We start from the raw sequence: 16,978 nt of genomic DNA, 5'->3' as shown, positions 1-16,978 counted from the left end.
GTCCTGGGCGGGGAGTTGTACCGAACCAGGGGGTGGATGGCGCGACGTCTGGTTACGGAACCGTACGTAGGTGTTCCGGACCCGGCTACCATCCTTGCGAGGACCCATGAGCACACCCCGGACCAGGACCGACCTGCCCTGGCTGCTCCAAGGCGGAATGGGGGTGGGTGTGTCCGGCTGGCGCCTGGCTCGTGCCGTCGCGCGTACCGGGCAGTTGGGTGTCGTGTCCGGTACCGCCCTGGACACCCTGCTGATACGGGTGCTGCAGGGCGGTGACCCAGGGGGCCACCTGAGGCTGGCGCTGGCCGGCTTCCCCGTACCGGAACTTGCCGATTCCATACGGGAGCGCTACTTCGTCGAGGGCGGGATCGGCGTCGGCGAGCGATTCGCGGCACCGCCCGGCTGACCGCTGACGAAGCGTGCCCGGCCCGGTCGCTGACCGTCGTGGCCAACTTCTGGGAGGTATGGCTCGCCCGGGAAGGCCACGAAGGACCGGTCGGCATCAGCTATCTGGAGAAGGTCGAACTCGCAACGGTCGCCGCCATGTTCGGCGCGATCCTGGCCGGCGTGGACTATGTGCTGGTCGGTGCGGGCATTCCCGCACAGATCCCGGGCATCGCGACCCGGCTCGCCCAACTGCAGCCCGTCACCGCGCGATTGGACGTCGAGGGTGACGACAAGCCCGTAGAGCTGCGCTTCGACCCGGCCTCAGTGCTGTGCGGAGCGCAGCCGGAGCCCCCGCACCGACCCGACGTCCTGGCCATCGTCTCGCTGCCGGCCCTGGCTTCGTATCTCAACCGTTCCGCGCAGACCACCCCGGACGGCTTCATCGTCGAAGGCCACCGCGCCGGCGGGCACAGCGCGCCGCCGCGCGGACCGATGCGCCTGGACGAGCAGGGCGATCCCCTCTACGGCCCCCGGGACACCCTTGATTTCGCGAAGATGGCCGCCCTCGGCCTGCCCTTCCGGATCGCCGGCGGCCAATGCGGACCGGACCAGCTCCGCCGGGCGCGGGCAGCGGGCGCGGTCGGCGTCCAACTCGGCAGTGTCTTCGCGCTCTGCGAGGAGACCGGCCTCGATCCGCGGTTGCGGCGGGAACTGGTCGAGCGCGAGCTTCGCTCCGCGCTGACCGTGCGCAACGATCCTGCGGCCTCTCCGACCACCTTTCCGTTCAAGGTCGCCGACCTGCCGGGCACGTTGGCCACCCCCGAGTGAGCTCGGCGCGCCCCCGGGTCTGCGGCGCCGTCGGCTATCGCTGCCCGGCGGAGCCCGGCGCGATGTACGTCCGCAAGGGCCGCGCTGCCGAGCAGACCGATGGACGGCAGTGCCTGTGCAACGGGCTGCTGTCCGCGGTCGGGTTCGGACAGCGCCGTCCGCACGGCATGGTGGAACCCCCCATCGTCACCATCGGCCAGGACCTCGGCTTCCTGCGGCACATCGCCCCCCAAGAGCGGCCGTACGGCGCGGAGTCGGTGGTGCGATGGCTGTCCGCGGGCCTGACCGAAGCGCCCGTGTGAGCGGTGCTCCGGACGCGCCGTCCCGGGAGAGCGGCCGAAACAGGGTGGCCTGACAGCAGGCCAGGTCGCTCGGTCCCGGGAGGCGCGCGGACTAGCGAAGTCCGGCGAAGAGGTCGTTCTCCGGTACCGCCGCGCTGGTGGTGTCCTGGACACGTACGAAGGTCTCGACGCCCATCAACTCGGTGAACCTTTGCTGGCCCATCTTGAGGAAGAAGATGTTCTCGCCCTGGCTCGCGTGCGCGGCCAGGGCATCGAACTTCTGAGGGCCGAAAGCGGTGGTGTCCACCCAGGTGGTGATCTCCTCGTCGGGGAGTCCGATCTCGGCCATCGCGGCGGCCTCCGCGGGATCCGGCTCCTCCCAGTCCGCACCGAACTCGCGCATGACCTCCCCGAACCGCTGCATCATTGAGCGGGGCGCCGTCGTCCAGTACACCTTCGGCGTCGGCGTGGTCATCGCCAGCGCCGCCATCGTGATGCGATGTGCCTGGATGTGGTCGGGGTGGCCGTAGAAGCCGTTCTCGTCGTAGGTGACGACCACATCCGGTTGGTAGCGGCGCAAGAGCTCCGCGAGTCGGGCGGCACCCTCCTCCACGGGTGTCTGCCAGAAGGATCCGGGGGCGTCGTTGCTCGACCAGCCCATCATCCCGGAGTCGCCGTAGTCCAGCATCTCCAGATGACTGACCTTCAGGATGTCGCAGCTTGCCTCAAGTTCTCGGCGCCGCATCAGGGCGACGGCCGCCGGATCGTGGCCGGGATCGCCCGGCTTGACACCTCCCGGTCCGTCACCGCAACTGCCGTCGGTACACGTCACGAGGACCGTGCGGATGCCCTCCGCCGCGTACCGTGCGAGGACACCTCCCGTTCCAGTGGCCTCATCGTCGGGGTGGGCGTGCACGGCCATGAGCGTCAAGGGCCGGTCATTCATGAAGCGATCCTCCTGTGTGCAAAGGTCTCGGTCCGAGTCTGCGGCAGGCGTATGAGGAGTCGCCCCGACATCGGGTGACCGGGCATACCGCGGACCCGGGGGCCCGGATCACGTCGTGGCGGACGAGTCTTGTGTCCCGCGATGTTCCGCCCCGCGCGGCGCCGGCCCCTCGGCTGGTGTAACGGTGCCGGCCGGGTCGGCTGTTCCCGCCGCGCCGAACAATGGGGGGCAGCGGCCAGGAGTCCTGGATCATCGCGGGCATTTTGCGGGCCGCCCGCGACCAGCCTGCCAGGATCGTCAGCGCAGCATGCCGCGGAGGGCGAGGGCTACTGCCGGACGCTGAGCGGGACCTCGATGGCCACGCCGCATGTGGCCGGAGCCGCCGTCCCGCTCGCCGAGACCACCCGGACTGGACCGGGCGGCAGCGGCCGGCTGGGCGTCGCCGACGCCGTCAAGGGCAAACGTTGCTTGATGCGGCACTAGATGGGGCGCGGGCGCCGGGCGGTTGTGTCGCTCGGCAACCGGCTGATGGTGGTGTGCGTGAATCGGTCGGCGCCGAAACGTCGGCTCACTGCCGGTCGAGCGATTCCAGCGCGTCGCGCAGCCCGGCGCGCGAGGTGATGCCGAGCTTCGGGAAGAGCTGGTAGAGGTGAGTGGAGACCGTCCGCGGGGAGAGGAAGAGATTCTCCCCGATCTGCTTGTTGGTCAGCAGCACCTTCGGACGAAGCGCGCCAGCGCAGGGAACGGCTCGGCGCGCGGCAACCAGCAGTTACCGGGCAGCCTTTGGAGTGTGTCTGTGAAGTGGATCAAGTAGTGATGTGCGGACCCAGCAGGGCCGTATGCTGCACTCGCATGAAGGATCTTGGTAGTCAGATCGCCTACTGGGACGGCGTCGGCGCAACGAAGACGTTCACCCACCCGGTGCATCTCAGCTGGCTGACGGGGGTGGATCCGGACGCTCGGGTTCTGGACTACGGCTGTGGATACGGTCGTGTCATGGCCGAGCTGAGCGAGCACGGCTTCCGTGACGTGTCCGGCGTGGACCTGTCTCCCGCGCTGATCAAGCGGGGCCGTCAGCTGTGGCCTGACCTGCGCTTTGCCGTCCTGGAGTCTCCACCGGACCTGATTGGCGCCGCGGAGAGCTTCGACGTCGTCCTGCTGTTCGCAGTGCTTACGTGTATCCCCGACGCCGATGCTCAGCGGGCGCTGGTCGACGAGCTGAACCGCGTTCTCGCACCTGGCGGGCTGCTCTACGTCAGTGACATGGTCTTGCAGGACGACGAACGAAACCACAGCCGCTACGCCGCCTACGCTCGACAATTCGGCACACCGTACGGAGTGTTCGCCACGGACGACGGTGCGGTGTGCCGGCACCACGACGTTGAGGAGCTGCGCGCTTTGTTGTCGGACTTCGACCTGGTGGACGAGCGCGGCATCGAGGTCGCCACCATGAACGGCCACCGGTCGCAGGCGGTGCAGCTGCTCGCCCGCAAGCGGTAGCCGTTACAGCCACTCGTTAATGGCCGCGGACTCCACCACATGGCCGGATCAGGCACGATTCGAGGAGCGGGCCAGAGGAAACTGCCTCCAGGCTCGCGTTCCGTTCGACGAGACAATCGCCTTTCCTACAGGGCCGAACGCCGCTATGGGGTGACGGGGGATGCTCCGTCGCCGGTGTCCATGACGAGACCGGAGCTGACGGGAGCCTCATCGTTGACAAGACTGAGCCGGTTCCCGGCCCAGCGGTCGAGATGGGTGCAGGCCCCTGCTGAGTCATACGCTGCGGTGGGCAACTGGGGTACGCGCCTCCGGCCCGTGTTCCGATCCTCAGGTACTGGGCGATCTCCGCCCAGGAACTGCCCCGCTCGCGCTCGCAGATTGCGGCCGAGACCAAAGCGCGCTCCGCGAGCTCGATGAGCTGGAATGCCTGGCTGACCCGGCCCCCGGGACCTGTGTCGGGGTCGTTCTCGGTGGCGACCAAGCCTGCGGCGCGGTCGGCGACGTCCACGGCGTGATCACAGAGAACCAGACGTGCCAGCGCCTGGCGGGTAAATCGGGCACGGTCGGAGTCGTAGGGGTCCTCTCAGTCACCTGCACAACCTCCCAGGCAGTCTCCGCATCGGATAGCCGATTTTCGCTGCAGACCGTCCTCCACTGGACGGCATAGCTGCATGATGTGTCCTGCCTTCTGCTAGAGCCGGATCCGGGCCGGGATCGATGCGGGCAAAGGGCACCCTCACTGCGTGGTCATCAACGGTGAGGACGACAAGCTCCTCTCGCCCCGGGTGGTGAATGACGCGCCTGAAGTGCTGGAAGGCATCGCGGAAGTGCTCGGTCTGGCGGACTAAGGTCACTTGGGCGATCGACCTGCCCGACGGCTATGCCGGTCCTGCCCGGCGCCGCGCGTACGTCCAGGCCGGCAGCCAGCCCCGACCACGCCCGCAACCCCGCCGGGGAACCCTCCGACAACCCGGCCTCCGCGCCCTGCGTCGGCGTCGCGTTGCTGTGGCGAAGTCACTCGCCGTACCGGAGGCGGCGTGGTTCAAGGCATGGGGGACTGGCGCATGTCGAGGTAGCAGCGGAGCCGGACTCCGTGGTGCCCGGGATCCCGGCTCGTGCGTTCGACAGTGGTGATGGCCCACATCGCGGCTAGTGCGGCGTGAAAGGCGAATGCCGTCTGGTCATCGGCGGCCGCGATGTCGAGCACCACCAGGCCCGGCTCCGACACGCTCACGTCGTGAATCACGTCCATGACCGGAACGACGCCGTCCGGGTCGCAGCGGGTTCGTCCGGAGCTCACCTTTCACCCGGTTGGACGTCCCAGCCGAGCCTTGATCCGCCCGTGCTCAGCGCAAGACGTCGCGTCGGGCGCGAGCGCAACGCCGCAACTTCGCACGGGCTGCCTCGACGGGCTGACCCGCCCACTGATGGAGGCGCACATGGACGATGCTGCATTCCCGGACTCGGTGAGCTGCCTCGCCGTCCACCTGCAGCCGGCCCGATCTCGGGGAGCGGCCGCATCGCGTACGTCATCGCGGCGCCGGCGTTCGCCCGCTCCACTGAAGCCGACTGGTAACGCGGCACGCGGGTCCGTCGATCCCGCCGTGGCTCAGGGGCGGAGAGCCGCGCCTTCGTCCACGGGCAGCGCAACGGGCTCCTCCGGCGGTCGTGCGCCTGTCTCCTGAGCTACGGAGTCGGCCGCACGCGTCCCACGTCCCCTGCGCGCGGCCGTCGCCCGGTTCATGCGGCGCAGCACCAGATGAAGTACCGGTATCAGCACGCAGGTGACCGCGGCGGACTGCCACAGCAGTGCGTCCAGTCGGCCGGCGGCCAGATACGCGCCTGCGGCGACGGCGGCCAGCGCACACACCCCGCGGTCCACGATGCTCTCCACCGACAGCAAAGTGGCGCGCGGCGCGGATTTGGGGATGGCGTCGTTGATGAGCTTGCGCTGCACGGGATAGGCGAAGCCGGTGATCGAGGCGAACGCGCACAACAGACCGACCACGGCCCAGGGACCGCCGACGGTGGTGCCCGCGAGGGCGGCGGCGAGCGCGACGCTCAGCAGGGACACCCATGCCGTGGGCGACAGCCGGGGGCTCAGCCACTGCGGGCGCGCGGAGGCCACCGCCTCGGCCACCGTCATCGCCGCGAGGACGCCGCCGTGGGTGCTCTCTCCTATGCCGTGCTCCAGCAGTACCGGCTGGAAGAGATTGACCTGGCAGATCCGCGACAGCGTGAAGACCGCCACACCCTGGACCATGAGCAGGACCAGCCACGGTGAGGAGCGCAGGGCGCGCAGGGCGGCGCCCGTGTCGCGCAGCAGAGTGCCGCCCCGTCGGCCCTGGGCGCGCGGCCCGGAGTCCGTGTCGAGCGTGGCGAGCCGTGGTAGGGCGAGGGCGCAGCCCAGGGAGCCGGCCGCGCTCGCCGCGCTGAGCACGTACGGGGTCTGCGGGGCCAGGGACATGAGCGGTCCGACGAGCGGCCAGCACACGACCTTGGCGGCGAGCCCGAGTGCGCGCGCCGTCCCCTCCGCCCTGAGGTAGTGGTCGTCCGCTCCTTCGGCGCGCAGCCCGTCGTACAGGCAGGCGCTCGCCGCGCCCGATGTGAGGGAGCGTCCGGCGGCGATGGCGAGGAAGTGGACGAGGAAGCCCGTGTACGACGGGGCCAGCACCGGCACCATGTTCGCCGCCGTCATGACCAGCGCGCCCGCGCGCAGGCAGTTACGGGCACCGATGCGGTCGGCGACGACGCCGGTGGGTATCTCGAACAGACAGAAGGCGATGTAGTAGATGCTCTGGATGCCGAAGATCTGGCCGTCGGACAGGCCCGCGTCGCGCTGGTAGGCGTAGAACACGGGCATCCACCACAGCAGGTTGAACAACAGCTGGAACCCGTTGTTGAGGTGGATGACGCGGCGTGCGGTCGGGGTCAGATCGGGTCGGGGAGCGCGGTGCCACGGGGCGGGCATACGACGCCTCACCGGGCGTAGGGGCGGACCTGGACCAGCTGGAACGTCCCGCCCGCGGTCATGAGCCACTCGATGTCCAGGGCGTCATCGGGGTCGTCCTCGCTGAAGTGGGACTGCAACAGGCGCCCCACCAGGGCCAGCCGCGCCAGTGACGCGCGTGTGTCCCCCGGGAGGTCCGCGCCCGTAGAACCGACGGCCACCGTGCGCCCGCCGCCCTCGACCGTGTTGTACAGGTACTGGTGCGGCAGCACCGTGCCGTCGACCACGTGTTCGGGCGAGCCGGACGAGCAGTTGAGGTACACGTTGCGGAAGTCCTCGCGACGGGTCGGGTTGCAGGTCACCAGCACACCCCCGAGGTCGGCCGGCTCATACTTCTGGATGATCACTCCCATGTAGGTGTCGTCCAGGGAGATGCCGACCTGGTGCCGCAGGCGCACGCTGCGCGGTGACAGCAACGACGCCCACACCTGCCGTACGGCGTCCATCAGCTGTTCCGGGCCACGCACCGTCGTCACCGAGTCGTAGATCCCGGCCGCGGAGAACCCCGGCAGATCCTCGGCGTTGGAGGAGGAGCGCACCACCAGCCGCGATGCGTCGGCCAGTAGTTCCGGCACCGAGCCGGTGATGGCGCGGGCCACCTCGTCGGGCATCGGAGTGCTGTGCATCAGGTGCTGGAGGTCCAGGGACAGCGAGTCGATCACGTCGAGTGCGTCGAGTTCGAGGGCCATCTTCAGCTTGCCGATGCCCTGTTGCAGCGCCGGCGAGGAGGCCAGGAACAGATCGTGCAGGCGGAACGGCAGCGCCACGCCCTCGGGTGCCCGGACCGTCTGCGCGACGCGTTCGGCCGCCTTGGCGCGAAGCCGTTCCACGGGCGCTCCCGGCTCGCCGAGCCGGGAGGCGAGGTGCGTGAGCAGGTCGGGCCGCGGCGGGCGCGGGCGCGTGTAGTACGTGGTCAGGTCGGCGGTACGGCTGTCCAGGACGTGGTGCAGTTCGCCGAGGTTGGCCGCCTTGGTGCCGTAACTGTCGCGGTCGGCCCGCCGCAGTCGGTGCAGAGCCATGACCGGTGTGTCCCCCAGGCGGGGTGTGTCGAGGCGGATGCGCTGCTGGTGCCAGACGGGCCTGCGTAGTTCGGGCGGGGAGGACAACCTCTCCAGCGTGACGGCGTCCTCCCGCACGCTGTAGCGGACCCACGCGCCGTCCAGTCCTTCGCGCCGTACGACGGTGTCCAGGTCGCGGACGATGGCGTTCGGGATGCCCCATCCCGAAGCGAGCACGTTGGTGTGCGAAAGCGGCGTGGTGGAGGCCGTGTTGACGAACCCGGCGACGCGGGGCACGTCATCGGGCAGGCAGGACATCGCGACGATGTCGGCCCAGCCGAGTTCCGCGGCGGCGCTGCGGTATTCCTCCCGGCTGCGGAAGTATCGCAGTCGCCCTTCGGCCTCGCCCGGGTTGAGGCAGGTGCGGGTCCGGTTGCCGAACAGCTCCTGGCCGAGAATGCGGGGGACGCGTGCCTCGCTGATGGACGCCAGTTCGTGCTCCTGGCCGTGGTTCGCGGGCTTCAGCAGCAGTGGGAGGCGTCCGTCCAACCGGCCGCGGACGAAATGGTGGAACTCCTCCAGCAGCGCACCGTGCATGGTGTCCGCCTCGGTCGTCTCCAGGACCAGGAAGGGCCGCTCGGAGCCGTCGGCCTCCTCGTCGCTGTGCAGAGACAGCACTCCCAGCAGGAAGCGGCGGTCCGGCGCCATGTACACGGATGCGTTGAACGCGTCGAGATCCGCGTCGAGTTCGTCCGACGTCATGCCGAGGATGCGGGTCGCGATGTAGTCGGCGTGGAAGGGGTGCACGCGGGTGTCGAGCAGATGCCACGTGCCCTCGGCCCGGTCGACCACGACCTTCAGGTACGGGTGTCCGGCGAGCACGCCGGACAGCGTGCGGAACAACGGCAGCGACAGGTTGGCGCCGACGACCGTCCGATCGGCCGCGGCGTCGGGGAGGCCCGTCTCGTCGAATGCGAGAGTCATGCGCGTGCCTCCTCGGCGACGTCCGTGGGCAGGATGCGCGGCAGCGCGTCGATCAGGGCGGTGAAGTCGCGGACCACGGCCTGCGGCCGGTCGGCCGACAACACGCACAGGCCCGCCATCGTGTTGGCGCCGGCGGCAGGGTCGTAGACCGGTACGAGCGCTCCGTCCGGCAGCGAGCTCTCGCGTACGACGGAAAGCGCGCTGCCCGCGCCGACCGGGGCCGATCGGACGACCGCTGAGGAGTCCCAGCGGTGGCGGCGGGACCAGGGGGTGCCGTTCCGGTGCACCGCCAGGACCACCAGGGATCCGGCCGCACCCGCGGCATCCTCGGGCGTCAACGCTCGCGCTGGCCAGGCAGGTGAACCACCGAGGAGCTGATCGGTGAACATGCCGATCATGTCAAGGCCGAAGACCTCCTCGATCTGCGGCACCGTCATCGCGCCGCCGAATCGTGCGGCCGTCTCGATGACCCACATACGACCGTCCCGGCCCAGCTTGATCTCCGTGTGGGTGCCGCAGTTCTCCAGTCCCAGCGCGTTCACCGCGTGCCGGGCGAGCTCCACGATCACGCGCTGAGCCGTGCTCCCTACGGCGGCCGGGGTGATCCCCGCGCGCTCGGTGAACGGCACCACCGTGGGCATGCGCCCGCTCAGGCAGACCGGGCGGAAGACTCCGTCGGCGACCACGCCCTCGACGCTGACGTAGTCACCCCAGCCGGGGTCGTCGTACCACTCCTCGGCACATCCGCTGACGATCTCCTCGACGATGAAGTCCTCCGACGCGCCGCGAACGTGCAGTTCGGCGAAGCCGAGTTGTGCGGACTCCGCCATGACCGCGCGCGAGCGCTGCCAGGCGTCCTGGGCGTCTGCGGGCCTGTCGATGATCTGGTGGGCGGTCGAGCCGGCGCTCCAGGCCGACTTGAATAGTAATGGGCATGACAATTCCATGGCCGCCCGACTCAGTTCGGCGACGCCGGTGACGGCGCGGAACCGGGGCTGCGGTATGCCGCCACGCTCCCACGCGGCGCGCATCAGGCGTTTGTCGCGGGCGAGTGCGGCGGCGGGCCCGGCACCCTTCAGTCCGAGTTGCCGGGCAGCCTCGGCGACCGCGACCACCGCGTACTCCGAGAACGTGAGGACGGCGTCCGCACCCACCTCGCGCGCACGGGCCGTGATGAGCTCGACCAGGTCACCACCCGGTGCGTCCACGGGGGTGACGACCGAGGCGCACAGCTTCGCGGTGTCAGCGGCCACGGCGACCGGCAGGTCGCTGAGTGCCAGTAGGTGCACCGCGGACCTCGCGGCCACCCGCGTCAGGGCGTACCCCACTGGAGGTCCGCCCTTGGCATGCACGTACAGCACCTTGCTCACGGAATCCCAACTCCTTCCAAAACACCGGGCGGGGGACTTCCCGCGCCCGTACGGCGGCCGGCGGGCATGTGGGCGCATCGGCCGTCACCGCGCCGTCTCGTTCAAGCGAACCAGCCCCCACTCGCCTCCAGCAGGCCGTGAAGCCCGAACCACTCAGGCAAATGCCCTACTGCTTCTACTGATTGGCGCCATGTGAAGGTTTGGTGATGCGCTAGCGCCTCGCCGGTGCGAAGAAGAGGGGCGCCCATCTTTCCCGCATGCCCCCGGATGTCACGGGTAACGCATGGGATGTCACCGAAAGTGATGTAGTGCAGGGTTGAAGGAGTTGGGTCGTGGACGAGGCCGATTTCAAGACGTTACTGGCGTCCCTTCCGGTGTCCTGGTGGGAGGCCGACAGCGGACTGAGTGTGGTCGACAGCGGGGGCGGTGCGTTCGACGACGAGCGCACCGCCCGCCGTTTCCTCGAAACCCTCCGTACCGACCACGGCAGTCCGTCCGGCGCACCGGGCGCCGGCCCCTATCAGGCGCGGTTCGAGGGCCGGACCTTCGATGTGAACTGGCCGGTCCGCGGCGACGGGCCGGGGCTGCGCGGCAGCAGGGGAGTGGCGATCGAGGTCAGCGGCCGGTCGGACGGCGGTCCCTACGCCTCGTTCGCGGATCTCGCCCCGGCTGCGGCGTTCGTACGCGACGCCACCGGCCACTACCTATGGGCCAATTACGCCTACGCCCACCTGTACGGCACCACACGTGACGCCCTGGTCGGCCGCCACCTCTCCGACGTAGACGCACCCGACGACGTCGTCAGGTTCCTCGCCCTGGACCAGGAGGTGCTGACCCGAGGCCGTCCTGTCAGACACACCCTCACCTACCGGCGCGCCGACGGCTGCTCCGGACACGCGGCTGGCTATCGCTTCCCCGTCCGTTGGGGCGCGGCGCGTTGTGTCGCCGGTATCTACGTCGACGTCACCGACTACACCCGGGTGCTGGATCAACGGCGCCGGGCCGAGGCTGACTTGCACGCCCTGCGCGACCGCAGTGGGCTGCTGTGCGTTCGCCTGACCGCCGACGGGCGGGTGAGCGAGGCCGGCGCCGCGGTCGCCGACGCCCTGCGCGTCCGCCTCTCGGACCTGATAGGCCTGTCGGCCGACACCCTGCTCGCCGAGACGCCCGAACGGGCTGCCCTGCACCGGATCTGGGACGACCTGATCAGCGGCCGGCGCAGAAGCGCCCACACCTACGCCGTACTCGTCGACCGTGACGGCTGGCAGCGCCGGGCCCGGATCCATCTGAGCACCGTGTGCGGCACGACACCCGACGTTTCCGGTGTGTGGGCCGTCGGCAGCCACCTCGGCCTGCGTCATCGTGCCCAACCGTCCCTGACCGCGGCCCATGTACGCATACTCGCCCTGCTGGCGGCCGGGCGCAGCAACGCCGATATCGCGGGGACGCTGCACCTCTCACGGCAGACGGTCGACTACCACATCAGCCGCCTGCGCGTCCTCCTCGGTGCCGCGACCCGTCCCGCTCTGGTCGCCCGGGCCTATGTCCTCGGCATCCTCTCCGCACAGAGCTGGCCGCCGCGGCCGGCAACGGCGGCGTACCCCGACGGCCTGGTCTGATCCATCGAAGCCGTACGGCCGGGCCGGAAGTCCTGCGGCCGCGTCCGGCGCGGCCGATACGTACCTTCCACCCCGCTGCCCGACCGCTCCGCCCAAAGTGGTGACCGGCGGCGCGGGGTGTCCGACACTCTGCCGACGAGGAGGTCGCCTCCTCGTCACCGGTGTGCCCACTTGGCCGGCGAGACCTCGTCCCGGCGTCGCCTACGGGGCCGGCGATGACATCGCTGTCGTCGTCGTCCGTCTTTGACCCGGCACATGCGCTGACCGCGAGGCGCCAGGCCGGCGCAGCGAACACGTCCGAATGATCTTCCGGGGAACCGTCCAGCGGCCGTTCTGCTTGATGTTGCTCGGGCTGGTCCTGAGGTGTGTATCGCATGTCAGCCCCCGGCCCCGTCAGGCTGCTTTCGCGTCCTCACCAGCCAGGAACGGATGCAGCAGCGTGAGGAGGGCGCGCGGCCGGTGCAGCGGGATGATGTGGCCGCAGTCTTCGATGACGTGTCCGGTGAGATGGTCGGTGACCGGGCGGAGTTGGCGTTCCAGCGCAGCACCGACGGGCCGGGCGCCCAGCGCCATCGTCGGCACCGTCAGGCGGGCGGTGGTGACCGCCTGCTCGATCTGTACCGCGCTCTCGGGCAGGGCTCGGTAGTACGAGAACGCGCAGCTCAACGCATGGCGGCCGGTGTATGCGCGGACGAAGGCGTCGCGGACGTCGGGGCGCACCCCGTCGCCGAGCGTGCCGGCGCGCAGGAACCAGTCGATGTAGGCGGCCTCGTGGCCCTCCAGCACGGTCTCGGCGAGGCCGGGCGCGGCGGAATGGAAGCCGAACCACCACGGCGGCCCGTCGGCGAGGAAGTCCTCGGCGCCGGGCAGCCTGCCCAGCAGGGACTCCATGACGACCAGGCGCCGGACGAGTCCGGGGTGGCGCAGGGCGAGGAGGAAGGCCGGCGGGGTTCCCGCGTCGATGCCCACCACGGCGGCCGAGGACACGCCGAGCGCGGCGAGAAGCGCCGCGGCGTCCTCGGCCAGGGTGCCCGCGTCGTATCCGGAGGCGGCCCGGCTGCTCGCGCCGAACCCGCGCAGGTCCGGCGCGATGACGCGGTAGCGGCCGGACAGGTCGGCCATGACGTCCGTCCACAGCTCCCAGGTGTGCGGGAAGCCGTGCAGCAGCAGGACGGCCGGGCCCGATCCGGCGAGGGCGACGTTCAGTTCGACGCCGTTGACGGGGACGCGGCGTAGCTCGGGCATGGAAGGACTCCAGGAGCGGTGAGGAATGGTGACAAGGTCACGCTAGGGATCTAGCCTGGTGCGTCCAAGACGGCACTTTCCCTTCAGGTGGTGAGCTCGCGGTGACCACGTCGAGGCCCGGCGGACCTGGCATGCGGCCCGGTGAGCGCGGTGATCTGCTGGATCCGCGCTGCCCGACCCGCCAGTTGCTCGACCGCATCGGCACCAAGTGGACGTCGATGGCGGTCAAGGTGCTGGCCGAGGAGGCTCCGGGAGAGCTCCGCTTCGCGGAACTGCGGCGCCGTGTCCCGGGCATCTCACAGAAGATGCTGTCCGTCACCCTGCAGAGTTTGGTCCGCGACGGCTTGGTCGCGCGCCGCGTGGAACCCACCGTGCCGCCCGCCGTCCACTACCGGCTCACCGAGCTGGGCCTGTCCCTCGAAATCCCGCTCTCCGCCCTGCGGGTCTGGGCCGAGACGCATATGCCGGAGATCAACCGCAGCAACCAGCTCGCCGAGGAATCACCCCCCAACTAGGCCGTGAATCGGGAGTGGATCGTGCGCATAAGGGGTCGGCAGGGCACTGAGGTTCTCTCAGTGAGGGTCATTTCCAGTGCCCGTTGAGAACAAGTGCGGCGCTGGTTCCTCGGTCCAGCGTGTCCGGGGTGGAACCCGGCCAGCCGGTCGCAGGCGGTCAGCGTGCCGTCCAGCACCACATGTGTCATCGCCTGGGCGCGGCGGAGGTCCAACACCTCGTGCAGATCAGGAGCTTGGGCGGCCGGCAACCAGGCGAGGAACTCCACGATGCGGCGTGGGACGTCGAGCGCGGCAGCATAGGTGACCAACGTGCCCCAGGTCTTGCCGACCGGTTCCTTGATGGTGTGGTTGATCCGGTTGACGATGTTGGTCGGCGCGATCTCCAGGTCGATCGCGCCGATCTGTCGACCCGGCCAACCTCGCGCTCGTGGACCTGCCGACCCCGGTGTGACTCCGTGCCGGCGAAGGACGCGCATACGCGAAGTGGTCCACGCCTGATCTCGCAGAGACGTTGAACTTACTGGAATTGAAGCCGTGATGTCGGCGGTGGTGCTCCTGCGGCCTTCGCCGACATCACGTGGAGGCCGTCGGGGTCGGTGTCAGTGGACCGGTTCGAGATGGTCGGCGTCCGGGCGCCCGGCGCTCAGGTGGGCGGTGAGGAAGCGGGCGGCGCGGTCGAGTGCGGCGTCCGCCTCGTCGAGGCGGCCGTAGTGGTGTTGGAAGACGTGGGGGAGGCCGGGGCCGACTTCGAGTGTGACCTCGACGCCGTCGGCGCCCGCGCGGCCGGCCAGCCGGACCGCGTCGTCGAGGAGCACCTCGTTCGTCCCGACCTGCACGAGGAGTGGGGGCAGGCCGGTGAGGTCGGCGAACAGCGGACTGGCCAGGGGATGCGCCCTGTCGCCTGCGCCGACGTAGAGATCGGCGTAGGCGCGCACGTCGGCCTCTGTGAAAATGGGGTCGGCGCGCTCCTTGGAACGGATGCTTCCGCCTGCGAGGGTGAGGTCGGCCCAGGGGGAGAAGACGACCACGGCGGCTGGTTGCGGCAGCCCGGCCTCCCGGGCGGCGAGCAGCGTGGCGATGCTCAATCCGCCTCCGGCGGAGTCACCGGCCATGACGAGGTCCCGTGGGTCGGTGCCCGACGCCAGCAGTTCGCGGTAGGCCGCGAGCCCGTCGTCGACAGCCGCGGGGAAAGGGTGCTCGGGCGCCAGCCGGTAATCCACCGACGTCGCGCGCAGCCCTGCGCGGCGGGCCAGTTCACCGACCAGCCCTGCGTGGGTGTGCGGTGAGCCGATGACGTAGCCGCCGCCGTGCAGGTAGAGCAGTCGGCCGCGGCCGGAGGTTTCGGCCGGCTCCAGCTCCAGTGCCGGCCGCCCGCCCAGGACGGTCCCGCGGGTGACCACGCCCTCCGGCGCGGGGCGGGCGACAGCCGCGGCGAAGCCGCTGCGCTGCTCCTCGGGAGTGGGCCGCACCTTGCTGCGAGGGGCGGAACGGAGTACGGCGTCCAGGGCGTCGCGCTGCTGTCGGGACATGCGGGGCCTCCATGGGTCGGGGTGCGAGGATGGATTCCTTGGAATCCACCTGCCTGACCCTAACCGGATTCCAAGGAAGATGATTCCTGGGAATCTACTGGAGCTAATGTGAGCCACATCACCCCGATCTTCATCGATCTGGTCCGAGTCGAGACCCGGCTCTACAACGCGGTGAGCGCCCGGTTGCGCGACGAACAAGGGCTGGGGCTGGGACAGTTCGAGCTCTTGGAGATCATCGACCGCGTGCCGGGGTGCCGGGTGCTCGACATCGTCGGCGAACTGGCGATCACCGTGGGGGCCGTCAGTAAGGCGGTCGACCGGCTGGTGGCTGCGGGCTGGTGCCTGCGGGTCGCGCACCCCCAGGACCGCCGCTCGTCTGTCCTCCGCCTCACACCCGCGGGTGAGAAGCAGTTGTCCGCTTCCCGCCCCATTGTCGAAAGCGAGCTCATCTCGCTGACCGCGGCGGTTCCCCCCGACGACCTGGCCCGCATCGCTTCAATTTTGGCCACCCTGCGCGCAACCCTCGAGACGGGCTCCCACGGCCAGCCGGGATGAGGGGACGTGACCCGCGATTGGTCCGCCCTCACTGTGGTCTGGTTCCAGACCGTCTTGGATGTCCCGTCGGGCGAGGACGGCGATTCTGTCCTTCGCGGCATTCGCTGGGAGGAGCTGGCCCAGGACTACGTGCTCTAGCCACGGGTGCCGATCACAGTTCACTCGTTGGTGGTCGCGATGGGTACGGTCGCCTCGTATCGGACCGCCAGTTTGTCGTATCTTGCGGCGACCGGGCACTTGGTCTCTGTGGCGAAGTACCGGCGCGGCGTATTCAACGACGAGATGCTGACGCGCTGCGAAGAGATCATGCGCAAGGTCTGCGAGGACCTCGAAGTGGAGCCGAAGGAGTTCAACGGGGAACGCGATCACCGGCTACTTGCGTCACCAGGTTCGGCAGACGGGGCGGCAACCGCCACTCACACGCGCTCAACCGTCCCCGCCTAGAGGAGTAGGGCAGCGCCCGCGGCCTTCCGCAACACCCTTTGGGCCTGGGCGCCGGAGGACGAGGTGCGCCACGCCTACGCCGTGCCCGGCGCACCCGTGGTGCCGAGCAGTCTGTCCACGAGGAGTTCCGGGTAGCCGGAGGCCGGCGGGTCGATGCCGAAGATCGCCCGCAGGTAGAGCGGTGCGATGAGCTGGTCGAGGATCTGCTCCACGGGCGGGGGGTTCTCGCCGCGGGCTGCGGCCCGCTCGCGGATGCGCTCGATGGAGTGGAGTCGGCGCTGGAAGTGCTGTGCGCGTTCCGCCTGCATATGGCCGCTGCTCGGCATGGACAGGGCGACGGCTCGTACGAGGAGGCGGCCTTCGGGTGTGCGGATGCTCGCCACCCCCGCTTCCGCCCAGGCGGTGAGGTCCCCGCGCAGGGTGCCGGTGTCGTTCAGTGGCCAGTTCCTTTCGAGGCGGGTGGTGACCACGTCGGCCAGGAGCGCCTCGCGACTGCCCCAACGCCGGTAAATGCTCGTGTGGTTGACCCCGGCGTGTTGAGCGATCGCGGGGATGGTGAGCTCCGCGCCCCCGGGGGCGGACAGCAGGTCGATGACCGCCTGATGGACGGCCGAGCGGACCTGCTCGGGGCTCTTGCGGATGCGTGGGGTCGGCTGTTTCGAGGTCACCTCCCCATCGTAAGCACAGATGTTTGCTTCGTCGTGCTCGCGGGTCTACAGTTCCTCCATAAGCACAGATCCGTGCTTAACGCCTGAGGAGAGTGTGTG

Annotated in this window: 16 protein-coding genes and 3 pseudogenes; 9 read left to right on the top strand and 10 right to left on the bottom strand. The window is 69.7% G+C overall.

Translation table 11 applies throughout. From position 1 onward, the window contains the following. The first annotated feature begins 106 nt into the window (after nucleotides 1-106). Genes ACWGKT_RS13285 through ACWGKT_RS13275 form a run of 3 tightly spaced genes read left to right on the top strand, consistent with a single transcriptional unit; the run spans nucleotide 107 to nucleotide 1,517 of the window. On the top strand, nucleotides 107-406 hold the full coding sequence (locus tag ACWGKT_RS13285) for a hypothetical protein (RefSeq protein WP_453273660.1): 300 nt from the start codon (nucleotides 107-109) through the stop codon (nucleotides 404-406). A 38-nt stretch (nucleotides 407-444) separates the two neighbouring features. Beyond that, entirely contained in the window at nucleotides 445-1,215 is a 771-nt protein-coding gene (locus ACWGKT_RS13280) for a nitronate monooxygenase (protein WP_453273659.1), read from the top strand. Then, nucleotides 1,212-1,517 (top strand): hypothetical protein, encoded by a 306-nt coding sequence (locus ACWGKT_RS13275; protein ID WP_453273658.1) that lies wholly within the window; start codon nucleotides 1,212-1,214, stop codon nucleotides 1,515-1,517. Before ACWGKT_RS13280 ends, ACWGKT_RS13275 begins: the two co-directional genes overlap by 4 nt. A gap of 91 nt (nucleotides 1,518-1,608) precedes the next feature. Here the strand turns inward: ACWGKT_RS13275 and ACWGKT_RS13270 are convergent, their stop codons facing one another. Continuing rightward, complete coding sequence (locus ACWGKT_RS13270) at nucleotides 1,609-2,442, bottom strand: PIG-L family deacetylase (RefSeq protein WP_453273657.1); 834 nt, start codon at nucleotides 2,440-2,442, stop codon at nucleotides 1,609-1,611. Nucleotides 2,443-2,754: 312 nt separating this feature from the next. On the opposite strand from ACWGKT_RS13270, the pseudogene ACWGKT_RS13265 reads away from it, so the two are divergent. After that, nucleotides 2,755-2,867 (top strand): annotated as a pseudogene (locus tag ACWGKT_RS13265) (S8 family serine peptidase); the annotation flags it as partial. Between the two features lie 143 nt (nucleotides 2,868-3,010). Here ACWGKT_RS13265 and ACWGKT_RS13260 read toward each other — a convergent pair. Further along, nucleotides 3,011-3,151: pseudogene (locus ACWGKT_RS13260) on the bottom strand (helix-turn-helix domain-containing protein); the annotation flags it as partial. Nucleotides 3,152-3,258: 107 nt separating this feature from the next. Here ACWGKT_RS13260 and ACWGKT_RS13255 point away from each other — a divergent pair. Beyond that, the gene (locus ACWGKT_RS13255) at nucleotides 3,259-3,942 is read left to right on the top strand and encodes a class I SAM-dependent methyltransferase (RefSeq protein ID WP_453273656.1); all 684 of its coding nucleotides are present in this window, start codon (nucleotides 3,259-3,261) and stop codon (nucleotides 3,940-3,942) included. 1,042 nt (nucleotides 3,943-4,984) lie between these two features. On the opposite strand, the gene ACWGKT_RS13250 is transcribed toward ACWGKT_RS13255, so the two are convergent. The 4 genes from ACWGKT_RS13250 to ACWGKT_RS13235 all read right to left on the bottom strand — a co-directional run bounded on the left by ACWGKT_RS13250 (nucleotide 4,985) and on the right by ACWGKT_RS13235 (nucleotide 10,304). After that, on the bottom strand, nucleotides 4,985-5,194 hold the full coding sequence (locus ACWGKT_RS13250; RefSeq protein WP_453273655.1) for a DUF6207 family protein: 210 nt from the start codon (nucleotides 5,192-5,194) through the stop codon (nucleotides 4,985-4,987). Nucleotides 5,195-5,551: 357 nt separating this feature from the next. Next, nucleotides 5,552-6,913, bottom strand: coding sequence for an MFS transporter (locus ACWGKT_RS13245; protein WP_453273654.1), 1,362 nt, complete (start codon nucleotides 6,911-6,913; stop codon nucleotides 5,552-5,554). A gap of 8 nt (nucleotides 6,914-6,921) precedes the next feature. Then, nucleotides 6,922-8,934, bottom strand: a complete 2,013-nt coding sequence (locus tag ACWGKT_RS13240) for a PEP/pyruvate-binding domain-containing protein (protein WP_356151064.1) — start codon at nucleotides 8,932-8,934, stop codon at nucleotides 6,922-6,924. Then, a complete protein-coding gene (locus tag ACWGKT_RS13235) occupies nucleotides 8,931-10,304 on the bottom strand; it encodes an ATP-grasp domain-containing protein (protein WP_453273653.1) in 1,374 nt (457 codons plus the stop codon). Before ACWGKT_RS13235 ends, ACWGKT_RS13240 begins: the two co-directional genes overlap by 4 nt. A gap of 332 nt (nucleotides 10,305-10,636) precedes the next feature. Here ACWGKT_RS13235 and ACWGKT_RS13230 point away from each other — a divergent pair, with 332 nt between their 5' ends. Next, a complete protein-coding gene (locus ACWGKT_RS13230; protein WP_453273652.1) occupies nucleotides 10,637-11,923 on the top strand; it encodes a PAS domain-containing protein in 1,287 nt (428 codons plus the stop codon). Between the two features lie 393 nt (nucleotides 11,924-12,316). Here the strand turns inward: ACWGKT_RS13230 and ACWGKT_RS13225 are convergent, their stop codons facing one another. After that, nucleotides 12,317-13,168 (bottom strand): alpha/beta fold hydrolase, encoded by an 852-nt coding sequence (locus ACWGKT_RS13225; RefSeq protein WP_356151058.1) that lies wholly within the window; start codon nucleotides 13,166-13,168, stop codon nucleotides 12,317-12,319. Nucleotides 13,169-13,299: 131 nt separating this feature from the next. On the opposite strand from ACWGKT_RS13225, the gene ACWGKT_RS13220 reads away from it, so the two are divergent. Further along, nucleotides 13,300-13,683: a winged helix-turn-helix transcriptional regulator gene (locus ACWGKT_RS13220; RefSeq protein ID WP_453273730.1), complete on the top strand. Its 384-nt coding sequence runs from the start codon at nucleotides 13,300-13,302 to the stop codon at nucleotides 13,681-13,683. Here the strand turns inward: ACWGKT_RS13220 and ACWGKT_RS13215 are convergent. Next, nucleotides 13,680-14,159, bottom strand: a complete 480-nt coding sequence (locus ACWGKT_RS13215) for a hypothetical protein (RefSeq protein WP_453273651.1) — start codon at nucleotides 14,157-14,159, stop codon at nucleotides 13,680-13,682. The genes ACWGKT_RS13220 and ACWGKT_RS13215 overlap by 4 nt on opposite strands. A gap of 123 nt (nucleotides 14,160-14,282) precedes the next feature. Then, entirely contained in the window at nucleotides 14,283-15,212 is a 930-nt protein-coding gene (locus ACWGKT_RS13210; protein WP_453273650.1) for an alpha/beta hydrolase, read from the bottom strand. Nucleotides 15,213-15,320: 108 nt separating this feature from the next. Here ACWGKT_RS13210 and ACWGKT_RS13205 point away from each other — a divergent pair, with 108 nt between their 5' ends. Both ACWGKT_RS13205 and ACWGKT_RS13200 read left to right on the top strand, forming a co-directional pair. After that, nucleotides 15,321-15,767, top strand: coding sequence for a MarR family winged helix-turn-helix transcriptional regulator (locus ACWGKT_RS13205; RefSeq protein ID WP_453273649.1), 447 nt, complete (start codon nucleotides 15,321-15,323; stop codon nucleotides 15,765-15,767). Nucleotides 15,768-15,944: 177 nt separating this feature from the next. Then, a pseudogene (locus tag ACWGKT_RS13200) lies at nucleotides 15,945-16,136 on the top strand (IS200/IS605 family transposase); the annotation flags it as partial. A gap of 149 nt (nucleotides 16,137-16,285) precedes the next feature. Here the strand turns inward: ACWGKT_RS13200 and ACWGKT_RS13195 are convergent. Then, nucleotides 16,286-16,879, bottom strand: coding sequence for a TetR/AcrR family transcriptional regulator (locus ACWGKT_RS13195; protein ID WP_453273648.1), 594 nt, complete (start codon nucleotides 16,877-16,879; stop codon nucleotides 16,286-16,288). Nucleotides 16,880-16,978: the final 99 nt, after the last annotated feature.

It is taken from the genome of Streptomyces sp. NPDC054794, from assembly GCF_053611585.1.
The sequence above is the reverse complement of the archived record's forward strand: the minus strand, read 5'-3'. Positions and strand labels throughout refer to the sequence as shown.